This window comes from Variovorax sp. SRS16 (genome assembly GCF_901827165.1).
GTDB lineage: Bacteria > Pseudomonadota > Gammaproteobacteria > Burkholderiales > Burkholderiaceae_C > Variovorax.
Genome location: NZ_LR594666.1, coordinates 487,187 through 511,055, shown reverse-complemented (window position 1 = coordinate 511,055; position 23,869 = coordinate 487,187). Strand labels below are relative to the sequence as shown.

The following is a 23,869-nucleotide window of genomic DNA, read 5'->3' as shown; positions in this document are numbered from 1 at the left end:
GGGCCGCTGGCGTCGCCGCCCTGCCCCGGGATATCGCTCATCTCGACGCGCGGCCCGCACGGGAAGCCAGGGAGCTGCCGGAGGTTTCCCTCGACAGCAGCACGCAGCCGACCGTGATGAGCGATGCGATGGCCAGAAAGGTCGAGATCGGCCAGGACTTGCCGCCGGCCGCCGCGACCAGCGAGGTCGCGATCATCGGCGTCAGCCCGCCGATGACGTTGGCGAGCTGGTAGCCCAGCGACACGCCCGTGTAGCGGACGTTGGTGTCGAAGGCCTCGGAGAAGAAGGCCGGCTGCACCGAGAACATGGCACCCAGCGCGATCGCGTAGCCGAAGATGATGGCGAAGAAGAACAGCGCCGGCACCTTGGCATCGATCAGCCAGAAGAAGGGAAACGCGAAGACCGCGGCAATGATCGCGCCGATCAGGTAGACCGGCCGGCGGCCGATGCGATCGGACAGCGCGCCGAACAGGGGGAAGGTGAAGAGCCCGAGTCCGCTCGCGCCGAGGATGGCGTAGAGCACGTCGTTCGAGCTGAACCCGACCGTCTTCGTCGCGTAGGTGAGCAGGAAGCCGATCACGAGCCAGCCCAGCACGATCTCGCCGGTGCGCATGCCCATGGCCAGCAGCACCGCCTTCTTGTGGTGGCGCAGGACGTCCACGATGGGCGTTCGCCGCACCTCGGATGTCTTCAGCTGCGCGAAGATCGGCGTCTCCTCGATCTTCGAGCGGATCACGAGACCGACGCCGAGCATCAGGATGCTGGCCAGGAAGGGCAGCCGCCACCAGCCGTCGAGCAGGGTGTCCTTGGGCAGCAGCGCGAAGACCAGGGTCGCGATGAAGAGGCCCAGCACGTTGCCCAGCTGCACGAAGGAGCCGAAGAATCCGCGGCGCGCGGGCGGCGCGTATTCGACCACCATCGTCGTCGCCCCGCCCCATTCGCCGCCGAGCGCGAAGCCCTGGACCAGACGCAGCACGATGATCAGGATCGGCGCGGCCACGCCGATGGATTCGTAGGTCGGCACCAGGCCGATCGCGAAGGTGGCCAGGCCCATGATCATCAGCGAGAGGATCAGCATTTTCTTGCGGCCCAGCTTGTCGCCGTAGTTGCCGAACACGATCGCGCCCAGCGGCCGGGTCAGAAAGGGAATCGCCAGCGTGGCGTAGGCAGCGAGGATCCCGACCAGCGGCGACAGGGTCGGAAAGAACAGCTTCGGGAAGACCAGTGCCGCGGCGGTCCCGTAGATGAAGAAGTCGAAGAATTCGATCGTCGTGCCGATGAGGCTCGAACCGACGACGGTTCTCAGCTTCTGATTCCGATCGTCCGCGCCGCCCATGGAACGGTCGGCGGCGACGGTTGCGCTCATGTTCATTGGTTGTCTCCATGTCGCGGCGCGGGCGATGGCGCCGCGATCCGCTGGTTCAATACGCCAGGCTTCAGGCCTGAAGGCTTTGGGTCATCCGGTGAACCGCCACCATCCCCGGGTCGTCCATGCCGATGCTCTTGTCCGCGAACATGCGGGCGCGGCCGATCCGGTTGGGTTTCGATCTGTACGTGTCGAGGGCTTCACGGGCGGCGTCGATGGCCACCGTGCGCAGTTCGGCATCATCGGGCGCGGCTTCCAGCGCGCGCGCAATGGCGTCGATGCTGTCGAGCATCGTCTTGTCCCCGAAGGCCGCGCCGCCACGCGCGCCGAGCGACGTCGTCACGGCATCGAGCAGGCGCACGAGCGCGGGACGGTCGAGGCGCTCCACGCCGCTCACGTGCTTGGACGCGGTCATGAAGGCGAGCGCCAGCAGCGTGCCGAAGCTCGAGCCCGAGGCCTTGGCACAAGCCGCAGCGCAGGACCTGAAGATGCCGGCGAAGTCCTGCGGCAGCGCGGGCAGCGCCTCGCGCACGTTCGATGCGCACTTGTCCAGGGTCGTGCCGAGGTCGCCATCGCCGAGCCGTCCGTCGAGCGCGTTGAGCTCGTGAGTCGACTCATGCAGCGCGGTCGCCCAGCGCTCGAGGCCTTGGTGCAGGTCGGTCGGACTCGGCATCACACGCTCCAGAACGGGCACGAGGCCGGCGCCTTCAGCAGCGCCTCGAGTTCCGAGTCCAGCGGCATCAGCGTCAGGGATGCGCCCGCCATTTCCATCGAGGTCGCGTAGCGTCCGACCAGCGGCATGACCGGTGTCACGCCTTGCTGCGCGAGCGCGGTCGCGACATGGCGGTACAGGATGTAGAGCTCTTCGAGAGGCGTCGCACCAAGGCTGTTGACCAGCACGGCCACGCGGTCGCCGCGCGCGAGCTTCAGTTCGGCCTGCAGGCGCTCGAGCATCTCCGCGCCCAGCGAGTCTGCCGACTTGAGCTTGCCGCGCCAGATGCCGGGTTCGCCATGGATGCCCATGCCGAACTCCACTTCGTCCTCGGCAATCTCGAACGAGGCCTTGCCCGACTCCGGGATGACGCAAGGCGTCAATGCCACGCCGATCGAGCGGCAGGCGTCGGCGGCCTTGGCCGCAGTGGCCGCCACTTCGTCCAGGCTGGCGCCGGCAGCCGCCCTGGCGCCGGCGATCTTGAACGCGTAGACCATGCCGGCGACACCCCGGCGCTTGGCGCGCTTGGCGCGCTCGGCGAGCGGCGCGCTGGCGACGTCGTCGCTCACGCGCACGGAACGCACGCCGAGGCCCTCGAGCTCCAGCAGCTCCTGCGCCATGTCGAAGTTCATCCGGTCGCCGCCGTAGTTGCCGTACAGCTGCAGCACGCCCGCGCCGCCATCGGCCGCGCGCACTGCCTCCTGGCAGTCGGAGGCGCGAGGACCCGCGAACACGTTGCCGACCGCGCAGGCATCGAGAAGGCCCTCGCCGACATAACCCAGGAACACCGGCAGATGGCCGGAGCCGCCGCCCGTGACGATGCCGACCTTGCCCTTGCGGGCGCCCGCGGCGCGGGCAAGGACGCGGCCGTCGGGCCCGACGCGCCGCAGGCTCTCCGGGTGCGCGAGCACGAGGCCGTCCAGCATCTCGTCGACGTAGTCGTCCGGTCGATTGAGGATTTTTTTCAAGCCGGTGTCTCCGAATCCGCGCCGTGGGAAGCTCAAGCCAGCAGCGGCTGGAGGGCGACCTTGATCGCGGCCTTCTGGGCCTCGGTCACGCGCATCATCGGAGCACGCGGCTGGAACATCGGCACGCCCTGCAGATGCTGGATGTACTTGACGCAGGCCGGTAGGTTGTCGTGCGGCAGCGTGTTCCACAGCGCGTTGAGCTTGAAATGGATGTCTTTCGCGAGCGCGTGGTTGCCGGCCTCGACGGCCTTCTGCATGGCCACGACGACGCCGGGAACGGCGCTGGTCAGCGCGCTGATGGCGCCATGGATGCCGAGACAGAAGCCGGGGTAGAGGAGCGCATCGACGCCCGACAGGACCAGGCTTTCCGGCTTGCAGCGCAGCAGCAGGTCGGAGATCGACTTGAGATCGCCGCCGCTTTGCTTCATGCCGATCACGCCCGGCACTTCTTCCATGATGCGCAGCATCAGGTCGACGCTCAGGTAGTTCCAGGGGATGACGTTGTAGATGATGATCGGAATGCCGGTCGCCGCATGGATGGCCCGGAAGTGCTCGACGGTCGCGTCGGCATCGGGCTTGAAGAGGTAGTGGACCGGCGTGACCTGCAGCGCCGCGATGTCGAGGCCCTTCAGGCTCTTGGTGCGCTCGATGGCATCGCGCGTGCTCTGGACGATCAGGCCGGCCACGAACGGCACGCGGCCCGCGGTCGCGTCGAAGGCTTCGCGCATCACCATCTCGTATTCGGCCGCCGTCAGCGTATGGCCCTCGCCGGTGCTGCCGCCGGCGACGACGGCACGCGAACCCTGCTCGATGATGAAGTCGATCTGCTTGCGCAAGCCGCCCTTCACGAGGTCGCCCTGGTCATCGAAGGGCATGGTGATGGGAGGCAGAACGCCGGTGAGCTTGCTTCGCAGGCTGGAGGCGGGATGGGTCATGTCGCAGTTCCTTTGAGTGGGGCGAAGGGGTTTCGCCGAGTCGATGTCATTCCGGAATCCGGTACATCATTTCGACAAATATAGGCGATAAGAAAGTCCGACCTGCAAAGGGTTTTCCCGTATTTCGATCGAAGGCGCGCAGACGCGCGCGCCCCCGTGCGAGGTCTCGCGGATGCAGGATGGAAGGCGGCCGCGGCGACAGGCGCGAAAGCGCCTCGGCCCAGTGTCAGCCCGGTATTTCGTAACCCAGTTGGCGGGCGATCGTGTCGGCCGTCTGGACGACGACCGGCGCCAGCTGAACGATGCGATCGGCGGTCATCCGATCGGCGGCCCCGGTCACGCTGATCGAGGCGAACACGTGGCCGGAGGCGTTCCGGATCGGGGCCGCGACACAGTTGGTCCAGAGCTGGTGCTCGGAATCATCGGTGGCATAGCCGCGCGCACGGATGGCCTCGAGCTCCGAGCGCAGGCGCTCGGGCGAGGTGATGGTGTTGGTGGTGAAGGCCTTCAGGCCGTTCGAGATCACGCGCTCGATGACCTCCGGTTTCTGGAACGCCAGCAACGCCTTGCCCACGCCCGTGCAGTAGGCCGGCGACGATTCGCTGGGCTGCACCCCGCGCAGCGGCCGGTCGACCGGCTCCTCGCGCTCGACCACGATGACTTCGAAGCCGTTGAACACGCCGAGGTGGGCCGACTCGCCCGACAGCCGCGACAGCCGGTCCATGTACGGCTTGGCTTCGCGCAGCAGGTCGAGGTTCGCCAGGGCAAGGCTCCCGAGCTCGAACAGCCGGATGCCGAGGCTGTAGCTTCCGTTGCGTCCGTCCTGTTCGACGAAGCCGATCTCGCGCAGCGCCGACAGCATCCTGTGCGCCGTCGGCCGCGGCACGCCGGCCGATTTGGCGATCTGCCCGAGGGTCAGGTGGCGCGAGGTGGTGGAAAAGCAGCCCAGGATGTCCATCATCTTGCTGATGGACTGGATCCTGCTCTTGTCGTCAGGCGCGCGTTCGAGTTCCGGGGACAAAGCCATCGTTGCAAATCACTCCTGGGCGGCATTCTATCGAATCGTTCCGGAATCCGGTCAATGCAGTGAAAATTCACGATCGACTCTCGATCCCCGATGGTACGCGGCCCCGCCCAGTCCCGCCCTGCGCGTGCGGCGTCTCGTTGTCTTCGCTGCCCAACGAAAACGCCCGCCGGATGAGGGCGGGCGTTCTTCATGCCGGGGTGCCTGCGTCAGCGGCGGTAGGGATTGTTAGGCCTGCGGTCATAGCGGTCCGGCACGCCATCGCCGTCGCGGTCCCAGCGGCCGCCGGAGTATTCCCAGCGGCCACCGTGCTGCCGCCATTCCGGCGCACGGTAGACGTAGCCCGGCCGCGCCGGCACCCAGAAGCCGCCCACCCACACATGGCGTCCGCCACGCCACTCGTAGTGGCCAGGCGCCCACACGAAGCCGCGGCGCGGCGGTGGAACGCGCTCGAAGCGCGGCGGCGGCGGCGCCACCTGGATGACCAGGGGCTGCGCCTGCGCGGCCGTCGGCACGACCACGGCCCCCACCGACAACAGGGATGCGGCACCGACGGCCAGGGTGACAGCGAGTTTTTTCATAGGATGCTCCTCATGAGTGGTTGAAGACTTCATCCTCCCGCGCCCGTGTGAATCGCATGTAAGTCGCGCGCGAAGTCTTGTGTAAAGCTGTGTCGCCTCATTCCCTCAGCTCCTGCGGATCGACCGCGCCGGCCATGGCGGCGTAGCCGGCATGGCTCGGATGCAGATGATCGCCGCTGTCGTACAGCGGGTTCAATGCCGCGGGGTCGGCCGGGTCGCGCAGCGCGGCGTCGAAATCGACCACCGCTTCCACATCCTGGCGGCCGCGGATCCATCGGTTCACCGCCTGCCGGCGCGCCTCGCGCTCTTCGCTCCAGTACGGCTCCGGCATGCCCTTGAAGGGCAGCAGCGTGCCCAGCAGCACCTTCACGCCCTTGTCGCGAGCCTGCCGGATCAACTGCTGCAGTCCTGCAGTGATCTGCTCGACGCCGGGGGTCTCCGGCAAGGGCTTGCCGCCTTCGGCCAGGCCAGGCGACTGGCCGAAGAGGAGGTCGTTGATGCCGATCAGGATCAGCACGTGCGTGACGCCGCTCTGCCCCAGCGCGTCGCGCTCGAAGCGCGCGATGCCGCCGGGGCCGATCCGGTCCGCGAGCAGGCGGTTGCCGGCGATGCCGGCATTGATCACCGCGAAGGAAGTCCTGCCGCCCGGTTGGCCGCGAAGCCGCGTCGCGAGCTGATCGGGATAGGACCCCGGCTGACCCTGCGCATCCCGGCCGCCCACGCCTTCGGTGATCGAATCGCCGAAGGCGACGACCACGCGCGGCGTCGTCGCACTCGCGACGTCGAGCCCCGTGACGACATGGTTCCATGGCGAGGGCGCCGCATCGCGCCATGACGTCCGCATCACCGCACGGCCCGGCAGCACCCAGGTCGCATCGGGCGGCAGATGGTGCACCGTGGCGAACGACGTCGGCGCACCGACCTCGAAGCTCACCGCCGCCGCCTGGCCGGGCTCGAGGCTCAGGCGGGCCGCGTCGCTCCATGCCTCGGCACCCGGCGCGAGGGTGATGTCGGTGCGGCCGCCGAATTGCAGTTGGCGCAGCGTGGCGGGCGAGACGGCGGCACCGCCGGTGCTGCGCGCCACGCTCGCGGCGGCGATGTGCAGCGGCACCTTGCCGAACACGTTCGAGAAGCGGATGCGCACACGGCGACCGCCCAGCGTCGGCAGCAGGCGCTCGCGCAAGGTCTGCGCGCCGGACGCGGCCAGCGCCTCCGGCGGCGCGGTGCGCAGCGGGGGCGGCAGCTGCTGGTAGTCCTGCGGCGCCGCGGCCCAGCTCGCCGCCCATCGCACATCGGCGGCCTGCGCGGCCATCATCGGCAGCAGCAGCAGCAACGCACCGGCGCAACAGGCCAGTGCCGCCGCACCCGCACGGCTGAAGAATCGTGAAACCAGGTTCATGCGCAAAAGCGCATCAGTTTACGAAGGCGCTGCGCGATCCATGTCGGACATCGGCCCGCGCGCGTTACCAAGTGTCGACAAAGGTTGCCGCCGGCCGTTGCGCCGCCATGCGCGCCGACGACGCGAGCCCGCGCACCAGCCAGGCGCGCGTGTCGGCCGGATCGATCACGGCATCGATCTCCAGCGTCTCGGCCATCGGAATCGCTTCGCCGTTCGCATACTGCTGCGCGACCAGCGACTTGAACAGCGCGTCGCGCTCGGCGCCTTCGGCCGCGGCCTCGAGCTCCTTGCGAAAGCCCAGCCGCACCGCGCCTTCGAGCCCCATGGCACCGAACTCTCCGGTCGGCCAGGCGACGGTGAACACCGGCGCATCGAAGCCGCCGGCCGTCATCGCCTGCGCACCCAGCCCGTAGCCCTTGCGCAGCACCACCGCGAAATACGGCACCCGCAAGTGCGAGGCCACCATGAACATCCGGCACACGTGGCGCACCTGCGCCTGGGCCTCGATCTCGGGGCCGACCATGAAGCCCGGCGTGTCGCACAGCGCCACCAGCGGCAGGCCGTGCGCATTGCACAGCTGCATGAAGCGCGCGGCCTTGTCGGCCGCATCGACATCGATCGCGCCGCCGAGATGGTGCGGGTTGTTGGCCAGCAGGCCGATGGGCTTTCCCTCGATGCGCGCCAGCGCCGTCACGATGCCGGCGCCGAAGCCCGCGCGCAATTCGAGCAGCGAGCCGCTGTCGGCCAGGTCGTGCATCACCGCGCGCATGTCGTACACGCGCAGCCGGTTCTCGGGCACCGCGCGGCGCAGCCGGCGCGGGTCGGCGCACTGCCAGTGCTGCGTCGCGCCCTGGAAGTAGGACAGGTAGTGCTTCGCCACGGCGACCGCCTGCGCTTCGTCCCTGACCAGGACGTCGATCACGCCATTGCGCGACTGCACGCCGCTCGGCCCGATCTGTTCGGGCGCGAAGCGGCCGAGGCCGCCGCCTTCGATCATCGCCGGGCCGCTCATGCCGATGTTGCTGGCCTCGGTGGCGATGATCACGTCGGCGCAGCCGAGCAGCGCGGCATTGCCCGCGAAGCAGCGCCCATGCGCGATGCCGACCACCGGCACCTGGCCCGAGAGCGCGGCGAAGCGGCTGAAGGTGTGGTTGTTCAGGCCGGCGACCACCGGCATGTCGGTGTCGCCCGGCCGGCCGCCGCCGCCCTCGGCGAACAGCACCACCGGCAGCTTCAGATGGTGTGCGATGCCCAGCATGCGATCGGTCTTCTGGTGGTTGCGCATGCCCTGGGTGCCGGCCAGCACCGTGTAGTCGTAGGCCATGACGACGCAGCGCGAGCTTTCAGCGCCGAACTGCGTCGCATTGACGCTGCCGATGCCGGTCACCATGCCGTCGGCCGGCGTGTGAGCGACCAGGTCCTCGCGCGAACGGCGGCGCGTCTGCGCGGCGATCGCGAGCGCGCCGTATTCTGTGAAGTTGCCGGGATCGCCGGCCGTGTCGCAGAGATCGGCGATATTGGCGCGCGCACTGCGCCCGCCCTGTGCATGGCGCTTTGCCATCGCCGCGATGCGGTTGGCATCGAGCGTCGGCGCATGGCGGTCGATCACTTTGCGCAGGTCGGGCCGGATCGCATCGAGGTCCGGTTCGGCCTGCGCTTCGGCCGCAGCCGCCTGTGCATCCACCGCTTCGAGCCGCACCAGCGACTGACCCTCGACCAGGTAGTCGCCGGCGACCGCGAGCAGCGCGACCACGCGGCCGGCCGCGGGCGCGGGCAGCAGATGCTCCATCTTCATGGCCTCGAGCACGCCGAGCTGCGCGCCGGCCGGCACGACATCGCCGAGCTCCACTTCGAACTGCACCAGCCTCGCAGGCATCGGTGCCCTGACCACCAGGCCGCCCGCTTCGCCCTGCGACGGCGCAGCGACACTTTCGACGAGGGCGGCCGGCCGCGCGTTCTTCGCGGCCGCGGCGTCGATGTGCGCGGCCGCAGCCAGCAGATCGGCCAGGTTCTCTTCGACGAAGCGCGTGTGCACCGCCTGCGTCGCGAACTCGGGCCGCGCCGCGATCGCGCGCAGCAGCGCCAGGTTGGTCGCCAGGCCGTCGATGTGGCATTCCGCCAATGCGCGCAGCGAGCGCCGCACTGCATCGCCGAAGCGCGGCGACGGCGAGTGCACGATCAGCTTGGCGAGCAGCATGTCGTAGTGCGGCGAGGGCGCGAGCCCCGCATGGCCGTGCGTGTCGACGCGCACGCCGGGCCCCGATGGCAGCTCGAAGCGCGCCAGCGTGCCGGCGGACGGCCGCGCATGGCCCTGCGCGTCGAGTGTCTCGGCATTGATGCGCCACTGCACTGCGAAGCCGCGCTGCGCCGCCGTGCGCACGTCATCGATGCCGAGCTCGGCCAGGCCGAACCCGGCCGCAACTCCGATCTGCAGCTGCACCAGGTCGAGCCCCGTGACGGCTTCGGTCACGGTGTGCTCGACCTGCAGCCGCGGATTGGCCTCGATGAAGACGAAGGGCAAGGTCGGCGAATGCAGGTCGACCAGGAATTCGAAGGTGCCGAGGCTGCGGTAGCCTACCGCCCGCGCCATGCGCAGCGCGGCCTGCGTGATCAGCGCGCGCAAGCCCTCGGGCAAGGATGGACTCGGCGCGATCTCGACCAGCTTCTGAAAACGTCGCTGCAGCGTGCACTCGCGCTCGCCGAGGCTCGCGACCGCCTGCCCATCGCCGAGCATCTGGACCTCGATGTGGCGCGCATCGCGCATCAGCCGCTCGACGTAGACGCCTTCGATGCCGAAGGCGGCACGGGCTTCGGACATGCAGCGCGCATGCGCTTCGGCCAACTCGGATGCATTCGACACCGCGCGCATGCCGCGGCCACCGCCGCCGCCGAGCGCCTTGACCATGATGCCGGCGCCCTCGGCCTGCTGGGCCGCGAAGAAGGCCTGCGCCTCGGCCAGCGTCACCGCGCCGGTGCTGCCCGGCATCACCGGCACGCCGCATCGTTCGGCGAGCGCGCGGGCGCGGGCCTTGTCGCCGAACAGCGCGAGCTGCGCCGGCGTCGGGCCGATGAAGCACAGGCCCGCGGCCTCGCAGGCCTGCGCGAAATCGGCGCGTTCGCTGAGGAAGCCGTAGCCTGGGTGCACCGCGTCGCAGCCGCGCTCGCGCGCGATGGCGATCAGCGCCGCGATGTCGAGGTAGGCCGACGGGCCGGCCGCGGCGAGCGGCGCGGCCTCGTCCGCCAGCTGCACGTGCAGCGCAGCCGCATCGTCCTTCGCATGGACGGCGACGCTCGCGATGCCAAGGTCGCGCAAGGCGCGCGTCAGCCGCACGGCGATCTCGCCGCGGTTGGCCACGAGGATCTTCTGGAACACCCGCGGTCCTTCTTCAGGCCCTGCCCTTGCGCCGCGGATCGCGAAGCGGGGAGCTTGTCTCCATGGCGTCACTCTCTCAGGGTTATCGATAGCCGGTGCAGCGACCGGCTCGCTTGCCAGCCCCGCATGGTGCACCAACAATCCTACCGATGGGTAGAACATCGGAGACACCGCACAAACCCCACCTGCCGCGGGGCACGGGCCGCCAGCGCGCCGCCACCGAGGCGACCGACGTGCAGCGCGAGCGCATCCTCGCCGCGGCCACCGACCTGTTCGCGCGCCAGGGCTATGCCAACACCACGATGGCGCAGATCGTGCGCGCGCTCGGCGTCACCAAGCCCTTCGTCTACTACTATTTCCGCGACAAGCAGGAAATCTTCGAGACGCTTTCGTGGCGACCCACGGTCGACTGCCTGACCGCGATGGACTTCGCGCCCGACGACCGGCGCAGCGCGCGCGAGAAGGTGATGGAAGGCATCGAACGGCTGATCCGCGCCACCGTCGCGCACCATCCCTGCGCCTTCTTTCCCTACCGCGAGCCGCAGGTCTATCGCCCCGAATACAAGGCTGCGCAGATGAAGCTCGCGCACCATTTCTACGACCGGCTGTTCCCGTTGCTCGAGGAAGGCCGGCGCGACGGCGACTTCGACTTCGACGACACCCGCATCACCGCGCTCGCCGCCTGCAGCCTGCCGGGTTTCCTCTACACCTGGTACCGCCCGGGCGGGCGCCTGTCGCCGGACGAGGTGGTGGCGCAACTGTCGAAGCTGGCCTGGCGCGTGTTCGGCCTTCGCACGCACCGCTAAGGGAATACCCCGGCCCGCCGCACCCCTCCACCATCGAGATACTGCGAGACCGCATCCGCGGTCCGTGATCGGTTTCACGCGAAAGGCACGAAGACCATGGCAGGCAAGAACGCGCTCTACCCGATTCCGCATCCTGCGAAGAAGCCCTTCGTCGGCAACATCCTGTCGATCGGCTCCGTCTCGCCGGTGCTGGACATGTGGAAGATCGCGCAGGAGCTCGGCGCCATCTACTGGCTCGACATGCCGGGCATGCCGGTGATCGTGGTGTCCTCGGCGGCGCTGGTGGACGAACTGTGCGACGAGAAGCGCTTCGACAAGAGCACCAAGGGCACGCTGCGCCGGCTGCGCGCGCTGTCGCACGGGCTCTTCACCTCGGACACGCACGAGTCGACCTGGTCGAAGCCGCACAACATCCTGCTGGCCAACTTCAGCCAGCGCGCGATGCAGGCCTACCATCCGATGATGCTCGACATCGCCGAGCAGCTCGTGACCAAGTGGGAGCGGCTGAACTTCGACGAGGAGGTCGACGTGGTGCGCGACATGACCGCGCTCACGCTCGACACCATCGGCCTGTGCGGCTTCGGCTATCGCTTCAACTCGTTCTACCGCGAGGGCTTCCATCCCTTCGTCGATGCGATGGTGCGCACGCTGGAGACGGTGCAGAACCGGCGCGGCCTGCCGCTCGAGGAGCTGATGCTCAAGAAAGAGCTGGCACAACAGCGCAAGGACGTGCGCTACATGCACAAGATGGTGGAGGACATCGTGCGCGAGCGGCGTGCGAGCGGCGCCGACATCGCGACCAAGCCCGACTTGCTGAGCTACATGATCGCCGGCGTCGACAAGAAGACCGGCGAGCAGCTGGACGACCGGCAGATCCGCGACGAATGCATCGAGTTCCTGATCGCGGGCCACGAGACCACGAGCGGGCTGCTCTCGTTCGCGATCTACTTCCTGCTGAACAATCCGGACGCGATGGCCAAGGCGCAGGCCGAGGTCGACCACGTGCTCGGCCCCGATCTGTCGGTGAAGCCGACCTATGCGCAGGTCAACCGCCTCGGCTACGTGCTGCAGGTGCTGAAGGAATCGCTGCGCATGTTCCCGACCGCGCCGGCGATCGCGATGGCCGCGAAGGAAGACACGACCATCGGCGGCCAGTACACGATCAAGAAGCGCAACATGATCATCATGCACGCGCTGGCGCTGCATCGCGACAAGACGGTGTGGGGCGAGGATGCCGACCGGTTCAACCCCGATCACTTCAGCCGCGAGGCCGAACGCGAGCGGCCGGTCAATGCCTTCAAGCCTTTCGGCAACGGCCAGCGCGCCTGCATCGGACGGCAGTTCGCGCTGCAGGAAGCGGTGCTCACGCTCGGCATGATCCTGCAGCGCTTCACGCTGGTGGACCATACCGGCTACAAGCTGAAGATCAAGGAAGCGTTGACGATCAAGCCCGAGGGCTTCAGGATCAAGGCGCTGTTGCGCGACCCGGCCACGCGTTCGCGCGGCGATGGCGCATCGCAGCCAGTGCCGGCCGCGGCCAGCGGGAAGCCGGCCGCATCCCGCAGAACGCAGGCGGCGCGCCACGGCACCTCGCTGCTGGTGCTGCAGGGCTCCAACCTCGGCACCGCCGAAGATCTCGCGCGCCAGCTGGCCGAAGCCGGCGAGCTGCGCGGCTTCTCGACCCAGCTGGCCTCGCTCGACGACTATGCCGAGCGCCTGCCGGCGAACGGCGCCGTGGCCATCGTCTGCGCCTCGTACAACGGCATGGCGCCCGACAATGCGGCCGAGTTCCATCGCTGGCTCGACAAGGCCGACGACGCGCTCAACGGCGTGCGCTTCAGCGTGTTCGGCTGCGGCAACACCGACTGGGCCTCGACCTACCAGGCCGTGCCGCGCCGCATCGACGAACAGCTCGCGACGCTGGGCGCGACGCGCCTGCATGCACGCGGCGAAGGCGATGCGCGCGAGGACATGGACGGCGCCTTCCAGGATTGGAGCGATGCGCTGTGGCCGGCGCTGGTCGCGGCCTTCGATCTGAAGACGGGCGCGGACGCGCCGGCGCAGAGCGAGCCGCTCTACACGCTCGAAGAGCTGCCGCCGCCGCAGAAGAATGCGCTGGTCGATGCGCTCGGTGCGGTGGCGATGCGTGTGATCGAGAACCGCGAGTTGCAGAGCGCAGGTGCCGCTGCAGCGGCCGACACGCGCTCGACGCGCCATGTCGAATTGCAGCTGCCCGAGGGCGTGAGCTACCGACCCGGCGATCACCTGAGCGTGGTGCCGCGCAACGGGCCGGCACAGGTCGAGCGCGCGATGGCGCGCTTCGGCTTCGCGCGCAACGCGCACCTGCGGCTGCAGGCCGCGCCGGGCCGCAAGGCGGCGCTGCCGGTCGACCAGGTGATCGCGATCGACCGCCTGCTCGGCGACTACGTCGAACTGCAGGACGTGGCCACGCGCAAGCAGATCGCGCAGCTCGCGGCGCAGACCGAATGCCCGTTCACGCAGCCGAAGCTGGCGGCGTTGTCGGGCGCGGACGAGGCCTCGGCCGCGCTCTACAAGAGCGAGGTGCTGCACAAGCGCAAGTCGGTGCTCGACCTGCTGGAGGAATTCCCGGCCTGCCAGATCCCGTTCGCGCTGTTCCTCGAGATGCTGTCGCCGCTCACGCCGCGCTACTACTCGATCTCGTCGTCACCGAGCGCCGATGCGGCGCGCTGCAGCGTCACGGTGGGCGTGGTGGACGGGCCGGCGCGCTCGGGGCTGGGCCGTTTCGAGGGCGTGTGCTCGAGCTATCTCGCACGCGCCGAGGCCGGCGACATGGTGCATGGCGTGGTGCGAGAGACCACGGCCGAGGGCTTTCGCCTGCCCGACGATCCGGCGCGGCCGGTCATCATGGTCGGGCCGGGCACCGGGCTTGCGCCCTTCCGCGGCTTCCTGCAGGAACGCGCGGCGCAGATCGCCAAGGGCACGGCGCCGGGCGAGGCGATGCTCTTCTTCGGCTGCCGGCATCCCGGGCAGGACTTCATCTACCGGGACGAACTCGAGCGCTGGGCCGACAGCGGGTTGATGCAGTTGCACACCGCCTTCTCGCGTGCGGGCGAGCGCAAGGTCTATGTGCAGGACCTGATCCGCGAACAGGCCGCGCAGGTCTGGCGCTTGCTGGACCAGGGCGCGATCGTCTACGTGTGCGGCGATGGCTCGCGCATGGAGCCCGACGTGCGGCGCACGCTGTCGGACATCGCGCGCGAGCACGGGCAGGACGGCAGCGCATGGATGGACCGGATGATTGCCGACCAGCGCTACGTGCTGGACGTCTGGGCAGGTGCATAAACTCGCCCCCAGTCTTCGCGCACTTCGTGTCGCTTCGCCAACCCCCTGCCGGGGGCAACACCAGCGGCCCGGCAAAGCCGGTTCCGCGGTGTTTCTGGAATGAGGTCCTTCAGTCCGGGCGCGCGGGGTCCGGGAAGATCAGCGGGCCGAGCATCCCGCGGTCGAAGGGTTTCCAGGTGCCTTCGGGTTGGGCGAGGCGGTCTGCCAGCGCGTACAGCACCGCGGGATGCGTGCCCAGGCCGAGATGGCTGGCCACGACTTCGATGTTCTCCGCGTTCGGTCCCGGCTGCTCGACGCTGCAGCGCCATGCGACGACGCCGTCGCTGCGGCTGAAGATCGAGGTGGTCGGCACCGAGGGCGTGGGCTCCACCTGCCGCATGCGGCGCGGGTCTTCCGAGCTCTGGCCGCTCACGCCTTCATAGACGCGCCAGGCGTTGGTTGCGCGTGCGCTGCCGGTGAAGGGGCTGCCCAGGGTGATGACGCTGCGCACGAGTTCGGGCCGGCTCGATGCGAGCAGGCGCGCATAGACGCCGCCCAGGCTCCAACCCACGAGGCTGACCTTGCGGCCGGTCTCGGCATGCAGCGCTTCGAGCCGCTCGAGCATTCCTTGCTCGATCCCCTTGCGCGGGCCGAAGTTGCGGCCCAGGCCCCAGCCGTGCGCCTCGTAGCCGCGGCTTTGCAGGTAGCGTCGCAGGATCTTGGTGGAGAGATCGCTGGCCACCAGCCCGGGCAGCACCAGCACGGCATGGCCGTCGCCGCGCGGCGTCAGCTGAAGCAGCGGCCACAGGGCCACGGCAGCGCCGGCCTCCCAGAGTGCGCGGCCTTCGGCCAGGAGGAGCAGCTTCGAGGGCGGCTTGATCGGATCGTGGGCGGCGGCGGTCATGGCAGGCTCCTGGGTCGTTCTTGGGGAATGTAGGGTCGTGGCTTCGAAATACGAGTCGGACAGGCGACTCATTTATCGGAGGTATTTGCCCCGCAGGTAATCGAGGTAAGCCCTCGACTCGGTGGAGACGTAGGGCGAAACCAGCGTCAGCGTGTAGAAGGCCGCGAGGCCCGGATCGGCCTGCTGCAAGGCGTCGCGCCCGGGCACCAGGCGCTCGAAGGACAGCCAGCAGGTGGTGGTGAAGACCATCTGCAGGGCCAGCATCTGCGCCTCTTCGGCTGTCGCATCGATGACACCGGCGCCGACCAGCGTCTCGCACAGCGCTTGGGCGGCCAGCAGGTTCTGCGCAGTCAGCGACTGTGCGCGCTGGCCGAGCGCGGGATATTCGCTCGCGAGATAGGCCATGTCGCGGTAGACGAAGCGAAAGGCCTCGATCGCCTCGAAGCGCAGATGCAGCGCGAGCCAGAGGTCGTCGATCGCGCGCACGGTGGCGGCAGAGCCGTTGAGCAGTGCGAGCCGGTCCTCGAAGCGCCGGAACAGGCGATCGACGATGAGCTGCTTGGCCTTGAAGTGGTAGTGCAGGTTGCCGGGGCTGATCTCGAGCTCCGCTGCGATCCGGTGCGTCGACACCGCCGCCAGCCCTTGTGCGTTGAACAACGCCAGGCTGACCTGCAGGATGCGTTCGCGCGTGTTGGAGCTGGCCACGACGAGGGATGCGGACCGCGCCGGCCTCAGCGCTTGCGCCGGCCCGATTCGATGCGCTCGAGGTGCTCGAGCAGCTGGCGCATCTGTTCGCGCAGTTCCTGGATTTCCTGGGCGCTCGGCATGCCGAGGCGCTGCAGCGCGGTGGCGACGCGCTGGTCGAAGACATCTTCGAATTTTCGGATGCCGAAGCTGTCGAGGCTCGGGAATCCGCGCGCGGGAGCGGCCTTGCCGCCCGCCGCGTCGGGCCTGCCTTGCGCGATACCGAGCAGGCTTTCGATCACGTTGGTCTGGCGCTTGACGACGTCGTTGCGCACGTTGTCCAGGGCCTTCAGGCCGGCACGCAGGAGGGCTTGCGCGCCGGGCTTCTTCGCCGGCGGCGCGGCGGGGGGCGCATCTTGCGATCGGGTCTTCCTTGCCGCTGCGGTCTTGCGCACCGCGGCCTTGCGGGCCGGCGGCGCCTTGGCAGAGGCCGGCGCCTTCTTCTTCACGGCTACAGTTTCATCGCGGCGAGTCGCCATGCGTGGCTCCGAAAAAGCGTTGGGAAGAGAGGCCGCCGTCCGCCATCCGGTCAGGCCTTGCGCGTGGTGCGCGCTGCGCGGCGTGCGACCGGCTTGCCCTTGACGGTCCGGGCCGCCTTGGCGACGGGAGCGCCGGCCACGCGATCTTCGATTTTCTTGGCGCCGGCGGCGATGCGGTCGGCGATCTGCACCGAGACCTGGGCGATCGGCATGTGGAGGCTGTTGAGCGTGCCGAGCACCGAGTTGCCCAGCGGCGATTCGACGCGCGCGGCCAGCTTGGAGACCGATTCGATGCCGGTGGTGGCGCCGGTGGCGACGCGGTCCATCACGTTGACGACGCGGCTGGTGTCGATGTCGAGGCGGTTGGCCAGGAAGCCGTTGACCTTTTCCTGCGCGCCGATCAGGCGGGCCTTGATGTCTTCGTTCAGGAGCGGCAGCTGGCGGTTGCCGAGGAACTGGCCGTAGCGCGAGGCGGCGCCGTTCAGCAGGCGATGCGCGCCACTGCGATAGGCGCTGACGAGGGTCTTGCCGGCGTCGTTGTACTGGCCGACGACGTGAATGGCGGCGCTTGCGAAGTTCTGGGTGGACATGGTGGTTTCCTTGATGAAGTTGATGGGTCTCATCTTCTTCGCAAAGCCCTAGGCCTGAAAAACTAGAACGGTTCGATAGTTAGTCCAACTGCCCCAATTCCGACCCTGGCATGCTACGACGGCACGGCGCGCCATCCGTGCGGCGCGGCACTCGGGCTTACCCGCAAGCCGGCGCGCATGCTGTACCGTCGGCGCATCGCCGGCCGACACGACATCCTTCGCAAGGACTCCTGCCATGACCATCATCCTCCAACTCATCGGTGCGCCCACCGACATCGGCGCCAGCGTCCGCGGCGCCGGCATGGGCCCGGACGCGCTGCGGGTGGCGGACATCGCGGGCATGCTCGCGCGCCTGGGCTTCACCGTCGTCGACAGCGGCAATCTCGCCGGACCGGCGACGCCCTGGGCCGCGCCGATGGACGGCCTGCGCCATCTCGACGAGGTGGTCGTCTGGAATCGCGCGGTCTACGCGGCGGTCGACCAGGCGCTCGGCGCGGGCCGCCTGCCCGTCCTGCTGGGCGGCGACCATTGCCTGGCGATCGGCTCGATCAGCGCGATCGCGCGGCAGGTGCGCCAGCGTGGACAGAAGCTGCGCGTGCTGTGGCTGGATGCGCATTCCGACGTCAACACCGAGACCACCAGCCCGAGCGGCAACATCCATGGCATGCCCGCGGCCTGCCTGCTGGGCCACGGTCCGGCGGCGCTGACCGGCTGGAGCGGCGAGCGCGCCGCGATCGCGCACGACGCGATCCGCTTTCTCGGCATCCGCAGCGTCGACGCCGACGAAAAGGCGGCGATCCGCGCGCTCGGGTTCCAGGTGTTCGACATGCGCCACATCGACGAGCACGGCATGCGCACGACGATGACCGAGGCGCTGCAGGATGTCGACGACGACACCCACCTGCACGTGAGCTTCGACCTCGACTGCCTCGATCCGGACTACGCGCCCGGTGTCGGCACCGGCGTGCGCGGCGGCCCGACCTGGCGCGAGATGCAGCTGTGCATGGAGATGATCGCCGACACCGGCCGCCTCGGCTCGCTCGATGTGGTGGAGCTCAATCCGGCGCTGGATGTGCGCAATCGCACGGCGGAGGTGGCGGTGGAGCTGATCGAGAGCCTGTTCGGCAAGTCGACGCTTGCGCGTTGAAAACCGTTGACGGCCTCGCCAAAAGAGGCCCGACCGTGAATTTTCGAACACTTCAAATTAAGCACATCGCCTTACATTCTTAAGCACTCGCTGCGGCTTATGGAGAACTGAGATGGGCGTTCGCAAAATTGGACTGCTGGTGGAACAACCGACCGATGGATCGTATTTCTGGGTCATCCACGAGGATGTCCGCCAGGACGGCCGTTTCGAGCCGCTGCACCGCGCAGAGCGCTCGTTCGCGACCTATTCGGCCGCGCTGGCCCAGGGCTACGGCGTGTTGCAGCGCCTGTGCGGGCTGACGGGCCTGCCGGCCTACGCCGCGCGCTCGGTCGCGCTATCGCTATAGCGGGCCCCCACTGCTCGACCAGACACGGAACCGGGCCGCCGCGGCCTGCGCACGCCCTCAGCCGCGCGTGGCCGATGGCGGCACGGGCCGCAAGACCGGCTCGGACGGCGTCGTGGCCGCCGCCGGCGCGGGCGCCAGCGGCTCGGACGGCGTGATTTCGGCGGCCTCGGGCAGAAAGCGGTCGATCAGCGCGAAGAAGCGGTCGTAGAAGCGCTCGTCCGTCAGCGTTTCGCTGGCGACCTTGACCAGCGCGTCGTCGCTGGACGAAAAAGGCAGCGACAGCGAGCCGATCGCACCGACGCCCACGCTGGCCGAGTTGTTGACTTTCTTGATGCCGTAGCGGTCCTGCAGCGCACTGGCGAAGGCGATCGTGTTGCGTGCGCCGCCCTTGCCGTCGCTTTCGCGCGCGCAGACGACGCGGAATTCGACTTCGACATGCACCTCGGTGGCCGGCTGGAAGCTCTTGCGCCCGGTCACCAGATCGGCATTGCCCGCAGTGATCATGTAGCCCTGGCTCAGCAACGCACGCCGGGCCGCTTCGCAGGTCTGGGCCTCGCTGGCGCCGTAGGTGCGCGTGTGGGTGGTGGTGGAATCGAACTCTTCCGGTTCGTACGAGACGCGCTTGGTGGGCAGATCGCCGCAGCCGGCAAGAACGAGCGGAAGCAGCAGCAGGAAGGAAGCGCGGGACAACGGCAAACGCATGGCGGCATTGGGTGGGTCAGGATCAGGGATGCTAGCGGCACCCCATCGCGCGAAACGAACCACCCTTTGACGATGCCGCGGGCCTGGCGTTCCCGCTCAGCCGCCGATGCGCAGTGCGATCACGGGTAGAGGCCACGCTCCTGGCGCGCCATCAGGATGCGCTCGCAAGCCACGGCGAAGGTGGCGGTACGCAGCGTGATCTTGTGCTTGTCGGCCGTGTCCCAGATGTTGTTGAGCGCGTTCATCATGATGCGGTCCAGCCGCACGTTGATCTCGTCCTCGTCCCAGAAGAAGGACGAGAAGTCCTGCACCCACTCGAAGTAGCTCACCGTCACGCCGCCGGCATTGCAGATCACGTCGGGCACGACCAGCACGCCGCGCTCGGCCAGGATGTCGTCCGCGACCGGCACCGTCGGGCCGTTGGCGCCTTCGAGTACCAGCTTGGCGGTGGTCTTCTTCGCGCGTTCGGCGGTGATCTGGCCTTCGAGCGCCGCCGGGATCAGGATGTCGCAGGCCACGTCCCAGAAGGCTTCGTTGGCGATCACGTCGCCGCCCTTGAAGCTCACCAGGCCGTCGGCGCGCGAGAGCGGGATCAGCGCCTTCAGGTCGAGGCCGTTCTCGTTGACGATGGTGCCCGTGTGGTCCTGCACCGCGACGATCTTCGCGCCGGCTTCGACGAACAGCTCCGCCGCGACCGAGCCCACGTTGCCGAAGCCCTGGACCGCGATGCGCGCGCCGCGCAGGTCGAGCCCGAGGCGCCGCGCGGCCTCGCGGCCGGTGACGAACACGCCGCGGCCGGTCGCCTTGACGCGGCCGAGCGAGCCGCCCAGGTGCAAAGGCTTGCCGGTGACGACGCCGGTGGCGGTGCCGCCGATGTTCATCGAATAGGTGTCCATCATCCACGCCATGATCTGCGCGTTGGTGTTGACGTCGGGCGCCGGGATGTCGGTGTGCGGGCCGATGATGATGCCGATCTCGCTGGTGTAGCGGCGCGTGATCTTCTCGAGCTCCTTCTGCGACAGCTTCTTCGGATCGACGCGGATGCCGCCCTTGGCGCCGCCGTAGGGCAAGTTCACCGCCGCGGTCTTCACCGTCATCCAGGCCGACAGCGCCATCACTTCTTCCAGCGTCACGTCCGGGTGGAAGCGCACGCCGCCCTTGCCCGGGCCGCGCGACATGTTGTGCTGCACGCGGAAGCCCTCGAAGTGGGCGATGGTGCCGTTGTCCATTTCGATCGGCACGTCGACGATCAGCGCGCGCTTGGGGCGCTTGAGCGTCTCGGCCCAGCGGGCCAGGTCGCCCAGGTAGGGCACGACGCGGTCGACCTGCGACAGGTAGGTGCCCCAGGGGCTGTTGGCGGTCGGATGAACGTAAGAGAGATCGGCGCCCATGGCAATCCTTGTGGTTGAACGAATGGCCGTGACGATAGACCTCCGATGCCCGGCGCGCCATGCCCTATGCGCGATGCGTTGCCGGTTATGCGCTTGCGGCAAGCGGCGCCGGACGCCCAACGTTCAGCGCGCGCCGAAGATCGCCGTGCCGACGCGGACCATCGTGCTGCCGGCCGCGATCGCCGCCTCGAGGTCGGCCGACATGCCCAGCGACAAGGTGTCCACCGCGAGCCCGGCCTCCCGCATGCCGCCGAAAACCGCGGCGGCGCGCAGGAACAGATCCCGCTGCGCCGCGAAGTCCGGCGCCGGCTCGGGAATCGCCATCAGCCCGCGCAACTGCAACCGCGGCAGTGCCGCCACGGCGCGCGCCAGCGGCAGCGCCTCGCTGGCCGGCACGCCGGACTTGTTGGCGCCGCCGTCCACGTTCACCTGCAGGCAGACCTGCAGCGGCGGCAGATGGGCCGGGCGCTGTTCGCTCAGGCGCTCGGCGATCTTGAGGCGGTCGATGCTGTGGACCCAGTCGAAATGCTCGGCCACGGTGCGTGTCTTGTTGCTTTGCAAGGGTCCGATGCAATGCCATTGAAGCTGGTCGCGGAGTCCCGCCAGGGCTTCGATCTTCGCAACGCCTTCCTGGACATAGTTCTCGCCGAAGGCCTGCTGGCCTGCCGCAAGGGCCTCGCGCACCGCGTCGGCCGCAAAGGTCTTGGACACCGCGAGCAAGTGCACGCTCGCCGGATCACGGCCGACGGCTGTGCACGCTGTCACGATCCGGGCGCGAACTTGTTGGAGCTTGTCGTCAATCATCGTCATAATCATCAAAAGCGTATCAAAACGTCACCGAGGAACTTCGTGGACATCACCCAACTGCTGGCCTTCAGCGTCAAGAACAAGGCGTCGGATCTGCATCTGTCGTCCGGGCTCCCGCCCATGATCCGGGTGCACGGCGACGTGCGGCGCATCAATGTCGACGCGCTCGACCACAAGGCCGTGCACGCCATGGTGTACGACATCATGAGCGACACGCACCGCAAGCACTACGAGGAATTCCTCGAAGTCGATTTCTCCTTCGAGATCGACGGGCTGGCGCGCTTCCGGGTCAACGCCTTCAACCAGGCGCGCGGCGCGGCCGCGGTGTTCCGGACCATTCCCTCGAAGATTCTCACGCTGGAGCAGCTCAACGCGCCCAAGATCTTCGGCGACCTCGCGCTCAAGCCGCGCGGTCTCGTGCTGGTGACCGGCCCGACCGGCTCGGGCAAGTCGACCACGCTGGCCGCGATGATCAACTTCCTCAACGAAACCGAGTACGGCCACATCCTCACGGTGGAAGACCCGATCGAGTTCGTGCACGAATCGAAGAAGTGCCTGATCAACCAGCGCGAGGTCGGGCCGATGACACTGTCCTTCGCGAACGCGCTGCGCTCGGCGCTGCGTGAAGACCCGGACGCGATCCTGGTCGGCGAAATGCGCGACCTCGAAACCATCCGCCTCGCGATGACCGCGGCCGAAACCGGCCACCTGGTGTTCGGCACGCTGCACACCTCGTCGGCCGCCAAGACCATCGACCGGATCATCGACGTGTTCCCGGGCGAGGAAAAGGAAATGATCCGCGCCATGCTGTCGGAGTCGCTGCAGGCCGTGATCTCGCAGACGCTGTGCAAGACCAAGGACGGCCAGGGCCGGGTGGCGGCGCACGAGATCATGCTGGGCACCTCCGCGATCCGCAACCTGATCCGCGAAGGCAAGGTGGCGCAGATGTATTCGTCGATCCAGACCGGCAGCGGCCAGGGCATGCAGACGCTGGACCAGAACCTCACCGATCTCGTGCGCCGCAACGTGATTTCGCCCGCGGAAGCGCGCGGCAAAGCAAAAATCCCCGAGAATTTCCCCGGTTGAGAGCCCTCAATCCGCCCCGACCCGGAGTCCCGACATGGAACGCGATCAAGCCAGCCAGTTCATCAACGATCTGCTCAAGCTCATGGTGAGCCGCAACGGCAGCGACCTGTTCATCACGGCCGACTTCCCGCCTGCGATCAAGGTCGACGGCAAGGTCACCAAGGTCTCCCAGCAGGCGCTCGGCGCGCAGCACACGCTGGCGCTCACGCGCTCCGTCATGAACGACCGCCAGACGGCCGAGTTCGAGCGCACCAAGGAATGCAACTTCGCGATCTCGCCGACCGGGATCGGGCGCTTCCGCGTCAACGCCTTCGTGCAGCAGGGCAAGGTCGGCATGGTGCTGCGGACCATTCCGGCCAAGCTGCCGACCATCGATGACCTCGGCATGCCGCAGGTGCTCAAGGATGTGGCGATGACCAAGCGCGGCCTGACGATCCTGGTGGGCGCGACCGGCTCGGGCAAGTCGACCACGCTGGCGGCGATGATCGACTGGCGCAACGAGAACTCCTACGGCCACATCGTGACGGTCGAGGATCCGGTCGAGTTCGTGCACCCGCACAAGAACTGCGTGGTGACGCAGCGCGAGGTCGGCATCGACACCGACAGCTGGGAAGCCGCGCTGAAGAACACGCTGCGCCAGGCGCCCGACGTGATCCTGATGGGCGAGATCCGCGACCGCGAGACCATGGAGCATGCGGTCGCCTTCGCCGAGACCGGGCATCTGTGCATGGCCACCCTGCATGCCAACAGCGCCAACCAGGCGCTCGACCGCATCATCAATTTCTTTCCCGAGGAACGCCGGGCCCAGTTGCTGATGGACCTGTCGCTGAACCTGCGCTCGCTGATCTCGCAGCGCCTCATCCCGACCGAGGATGGGCACGGCCGCATCGCTGCGGTCGAAATCCTGCTCAACACGCCGCTGATCTCCGACATGATCTTCAAGGGCGAGGTGGGCGAAATCAAGGAGATCATGAAGAAGAGCCGCAACCTCGGGATGCAGACCTTCGACCAGGCGCTGTTCGACCTGTTCGAGGGCAACGCGATCACCTTCGAGGATGCGATCCGCAACGCGGACTCGGCCAACGACCTGCGGCTGCAGATCAAGCTCAACAGCCAGCGCGCGCGCACGCCCGATCTGTCGGCAGGCACGGAACATTTCGCAATCGTGTGAGCGCGCGGCGGCCACGGCTGCTGCGCGCTAAGCTC

21 protein-coding genes are annotated in these 23,869 nt (G+C 68.2%); 6 read left to right on the top strand and 15 right to left on the bottom strand.

Translation table 11 applies throughout. From position 1 onward, the window contains the following. Window positions 1-37: 37 nt before the first annotated feature. The 8 genes from E5P2_RS02500 to E5P2_RS02465 form a co-directional block, all read right to left on the bottom strand. Window positions 38-1,372: an MFS transporter gene (locus tag E5P2_RS02500; protein ID WP_162565593.1), complete on the bottom strand. Its 1,335-nt coding sequence runs from the start codon at window positions 1,370-1,372 to the stop codon at window positions 38-40. A gap of 64 nt (window positions 1,373-1,436) precedes the next feature. Continuing rightward, complete coding sequence (locus E5P2_RS02495) at window positions 1,437-2,039, bottom strand: dihydroxyacetone kinase subunit L (RefSeq protein WP_162565592.1); 603 nt, start codon at window positions 2,037-2,039, stop codon at window positions 1,437-1,439. Beyond that, window positions 2,039-3,046, bottom strand: coding sequence for a dihydroxyacetone kinase subunit DhaK (locus E5P2_RS02490; protein ID WP_162565591.1), 1,008 nt, complete (start codon window positions 3,044-3,046; stop codon window positions 2,039-2,041). Before E5P2_RS02490 ends, E5P2_RS02495 begins: the two co-directional genes overlap by 1 nt. A gap of 32 nt (window positions 3,047-3,078) precedes the next feature. Beyond that, on the bottom strand, window positions 3,079-3,981 hold the full coding sequence (locus E5P2_RS02485; protein ID WP_197908436.1) for a dihydrodipicolinate synthase family protein: 903 nt from the start codon (window positions 3,979-3,981) through the stop codon (window positions 3,079-3,081). Window positions 3,982-4,207: 226 nt separating this feature from the next. Next, window positions 4,208-5,008, bottom strand: coding sequence for an IclR family transcriptional regulator (locus tag E5P2_RS02480; protein ID WP_162565590.1), 801 nt, complete (start codon window positions 5,006-5,008; stop codon window positions 4,208-4,210). A 206-nt stretch (window positions 5,009-5,214) separates the two neighbouring features. Next, complete coding sequence (locus tag E5P2_RS02475) at window positions 5,215-5,586, bottom strand: YXWGXW repeat-containing protein (RefSeq protein ID WP_162565589.1); 372 nt, start codon at window positions 5,584-5,586, stop codon at window positions 5,215-5,217. 97 nt (window positions 5,587-5,683) lie between these two features. Continuing rightward, on the bottom strand, window positions 5,684-6,985 hold the full coding sequence (locus tag E5P2_RS02470) for an SGNH/GDSL hydrolase family protein (RefSeq protein ID WP_162565588.1): 1,302 nt from the start codon (window positions 6,983-6,985) through the stop codon (window positions 5,684-5,686). A 64-nt stretch (window positions 6,986-7,049) separates the two neighbouring features. Further along, window positions 7,050-10,358, bottom strand: a complete 3,309-nt coding sequence (locus E5P2_RS02465; protein WP_162565587.1) for an acetyl-CoA carboxylase family protein — start codon at window positions 10,356-10,358, stop codon at window positions 7,050-7,052. Between the two features lie 149 nt (window positions 10,359-10,507). Here E5P2_RS02465 and E5P2_RS02460 point away from each other — a divergent pair, with 149 nt between their 5' ends. Both E5P2_RS02460 and E5P2_RS02455 read left to right on the top strand, forming a co-directional pair. Further along, entirely contained in the window at window positions 10,508-11,164 is a 657-nt protein-coding gene (locus E5P2_RS02460; protein ID WP_162565586.1) for a TetR/AcrR family transcriptional regulator, read from the top strand. Window positions 11,165-11,260: 96 nt separating this feature from the next. After that, entirely contained in the window at window positions 11,261-14,488 is a 3,228-nt protein-coding gene (locus E5P2_RS02455) for a bifunctional cytochrome P450/NADPH--P450 reductase (RefSeq protein WP_162565585.1), read from the top strand. 109 nt (window positions 14,489-14,597) lie between these two features. Here E5P2_RS02455 and E5P2_RS02450 read toward each other — a convergent pair whose 3' ends face one another. The 4 genes from E5P2_RS02450 to E5P2_RS02435 all read right to left on the bottom strand — a co-directional run bounded on the left by E5P2_RS02450 (window position 14,598) and on the right by E5P2_RS02435 (window position 17,184). Then, window positions 14,598-15,371 carry an esterase/lipase family protein gene (locus E5P2_RS02450; RefSeq protein WP_162565584.1) on the bottom strand — a complete coding sequence of 258 codons (774 nt, stop codon included), beginning with the start codon at window positions 15,369-15,371 and terminating at the stop codon, window positions 14,598-14,600. A gap of 72 nt (window positions 15,372-15,443) precedes the next feature. Next, window positions 15,444-16,076 carry a TetR/AcrR family transcriptional regulator gene (locus tag E5P2_RS02445; protein ID WP_162565583.1) on the bottom strand — a complete coding sequence of 211 codons (633 nt, stop codon included), beginning with the start codon at window positions 16,074-16,076 and terminating at the stop codon, window positions 15,444-15,446. A 26-nt stretch (window positions 16,077-16,102) separates the two neighbouring features. Then, window positions 16,103-16,594 carry a phasin family protein gene (locus E5P2_RS02440; protein WP_162565582.1) on the bottom strand — a complete coding sequence of 164 codons (492 nt, stop codon included), beginning with the start codon at window positions 16,592-16,594 and terminating at the stop codon, window positions 16,103-16,105. 50 nt (window positions 16,595-16,644) lie between these two features. Next, window positions 16,645-17,184, bottom strand: a complete 540-nt coding sequence (locus E5P2_RS02435) for a hypothetical protein (RefSeq protein WP_162565581.1) — start codon at window positions 17,182-17,184, stop codon at window positions 16,645-16,647. Between the two features lie 235 nt (window positions 17,185-17,419). On the opposite strand from E5P2_RS02435, the gene rocF reads away from it, so the two are divergent. Together rocF and E5P2_RS02425 are read left to right on the top strand one after the other, a co-directional pair. Further along, on the top strand, window positions 17,420-18,331 hold the full coding sequence (gene rocF / locus E5P2_RS02430; protein ID WP_162565580.1) for an arginase: 912 nt from the start codon (window positions 17,420-17,422) through the stop codon (window positions 18,329-18,331). A 112-nt stretch (window positions 18,332-18,443) separates the two neighbouring features. Beyond that, window positions 18,444-18,677, top strand: coding sequence for a hypothetical protein (locus E5P2_RS02425; protein ID WP_162565579.1), 234 nt, complete (start codon window positions 18,444-18,446; stop codon window positions 18,675-18,677). A gap of 57 nt (window positions 18,678-18,734) precedes the next feature. Here E5P2_RS02425 and E5P2_RS02420 read toward each other — a convergent pair whose 3' ends face one another. The 3 genes from E5P2_RS02420 to E5P2_RS02410 form a co-directional block, all read right to left on the bottom strand. Then, window positions 18,735-19,367, bottom strand: coding sequence for a DUF2242 domain-containing protein (locus tag E5P2_RS02420; protein ID WP_232080555.1), 633 nt, complete (start codon window positions 19,365-19,367; stop codon window positions 18,735-18,737). Between the two features lie 131 nt (window positions 19,368-19,498). Then, complete coding sequence (locus E5P2_RS02415; RefSeq protein WP_162565577.1) at window positions 19,499-20,770, bottom strand: Glu/Leu/Phe/Val family dehydrogenase; 1,272 nt, start codon at window positions 20,768-20,770, stop codon at window positions 19,499-19,501. Window positions 20,771-20,893: 123 nt separating this feature from the next. After that, window positions 20,894-21,580 (bottom strand): YggS family pyridoxal phosphate-dependent enzyme, encoded by a 687-nt coding sequence (locus E5P2_RS02410; protein WP_162565576.1) that lies wholly within the window; start codon window positions 21,578-21,580, stop codon window positions 20,894-20,896. Between the two features lie 39 nt (window positions 21,581-21,619). Here E5P2_RS02410 and E5P2_RS02405 point away from each other — a divergent pair, with 39 nt between their 5' ends. Further along, on the top strand, window positions 21,620-22,663 hold the full coding sequence (locus E5P2_RS02405) for a type IV pilus twitching motility protein PilT (RefSeq protein WP_162565575.1): 1,044 nt from the start codon (window positions 21,620-21,622) through the stop codon (window positions 22,661-22,663). 34 nt (window positions 22,664-22,697) lie between these two features. Further along, a complete protein-coding gene (locus E5P2_RS02400) occupies window positions 22,698-23,834 on the top strand; it encodes a PilT/PilU family type 4a pilus ATPase (RefSeq protein ID WP_162565574.1) in 1,137 nt (378 codons plus the stop codon). Window positions 23,835-23,869: the final 35 nt, after the last annotated feature.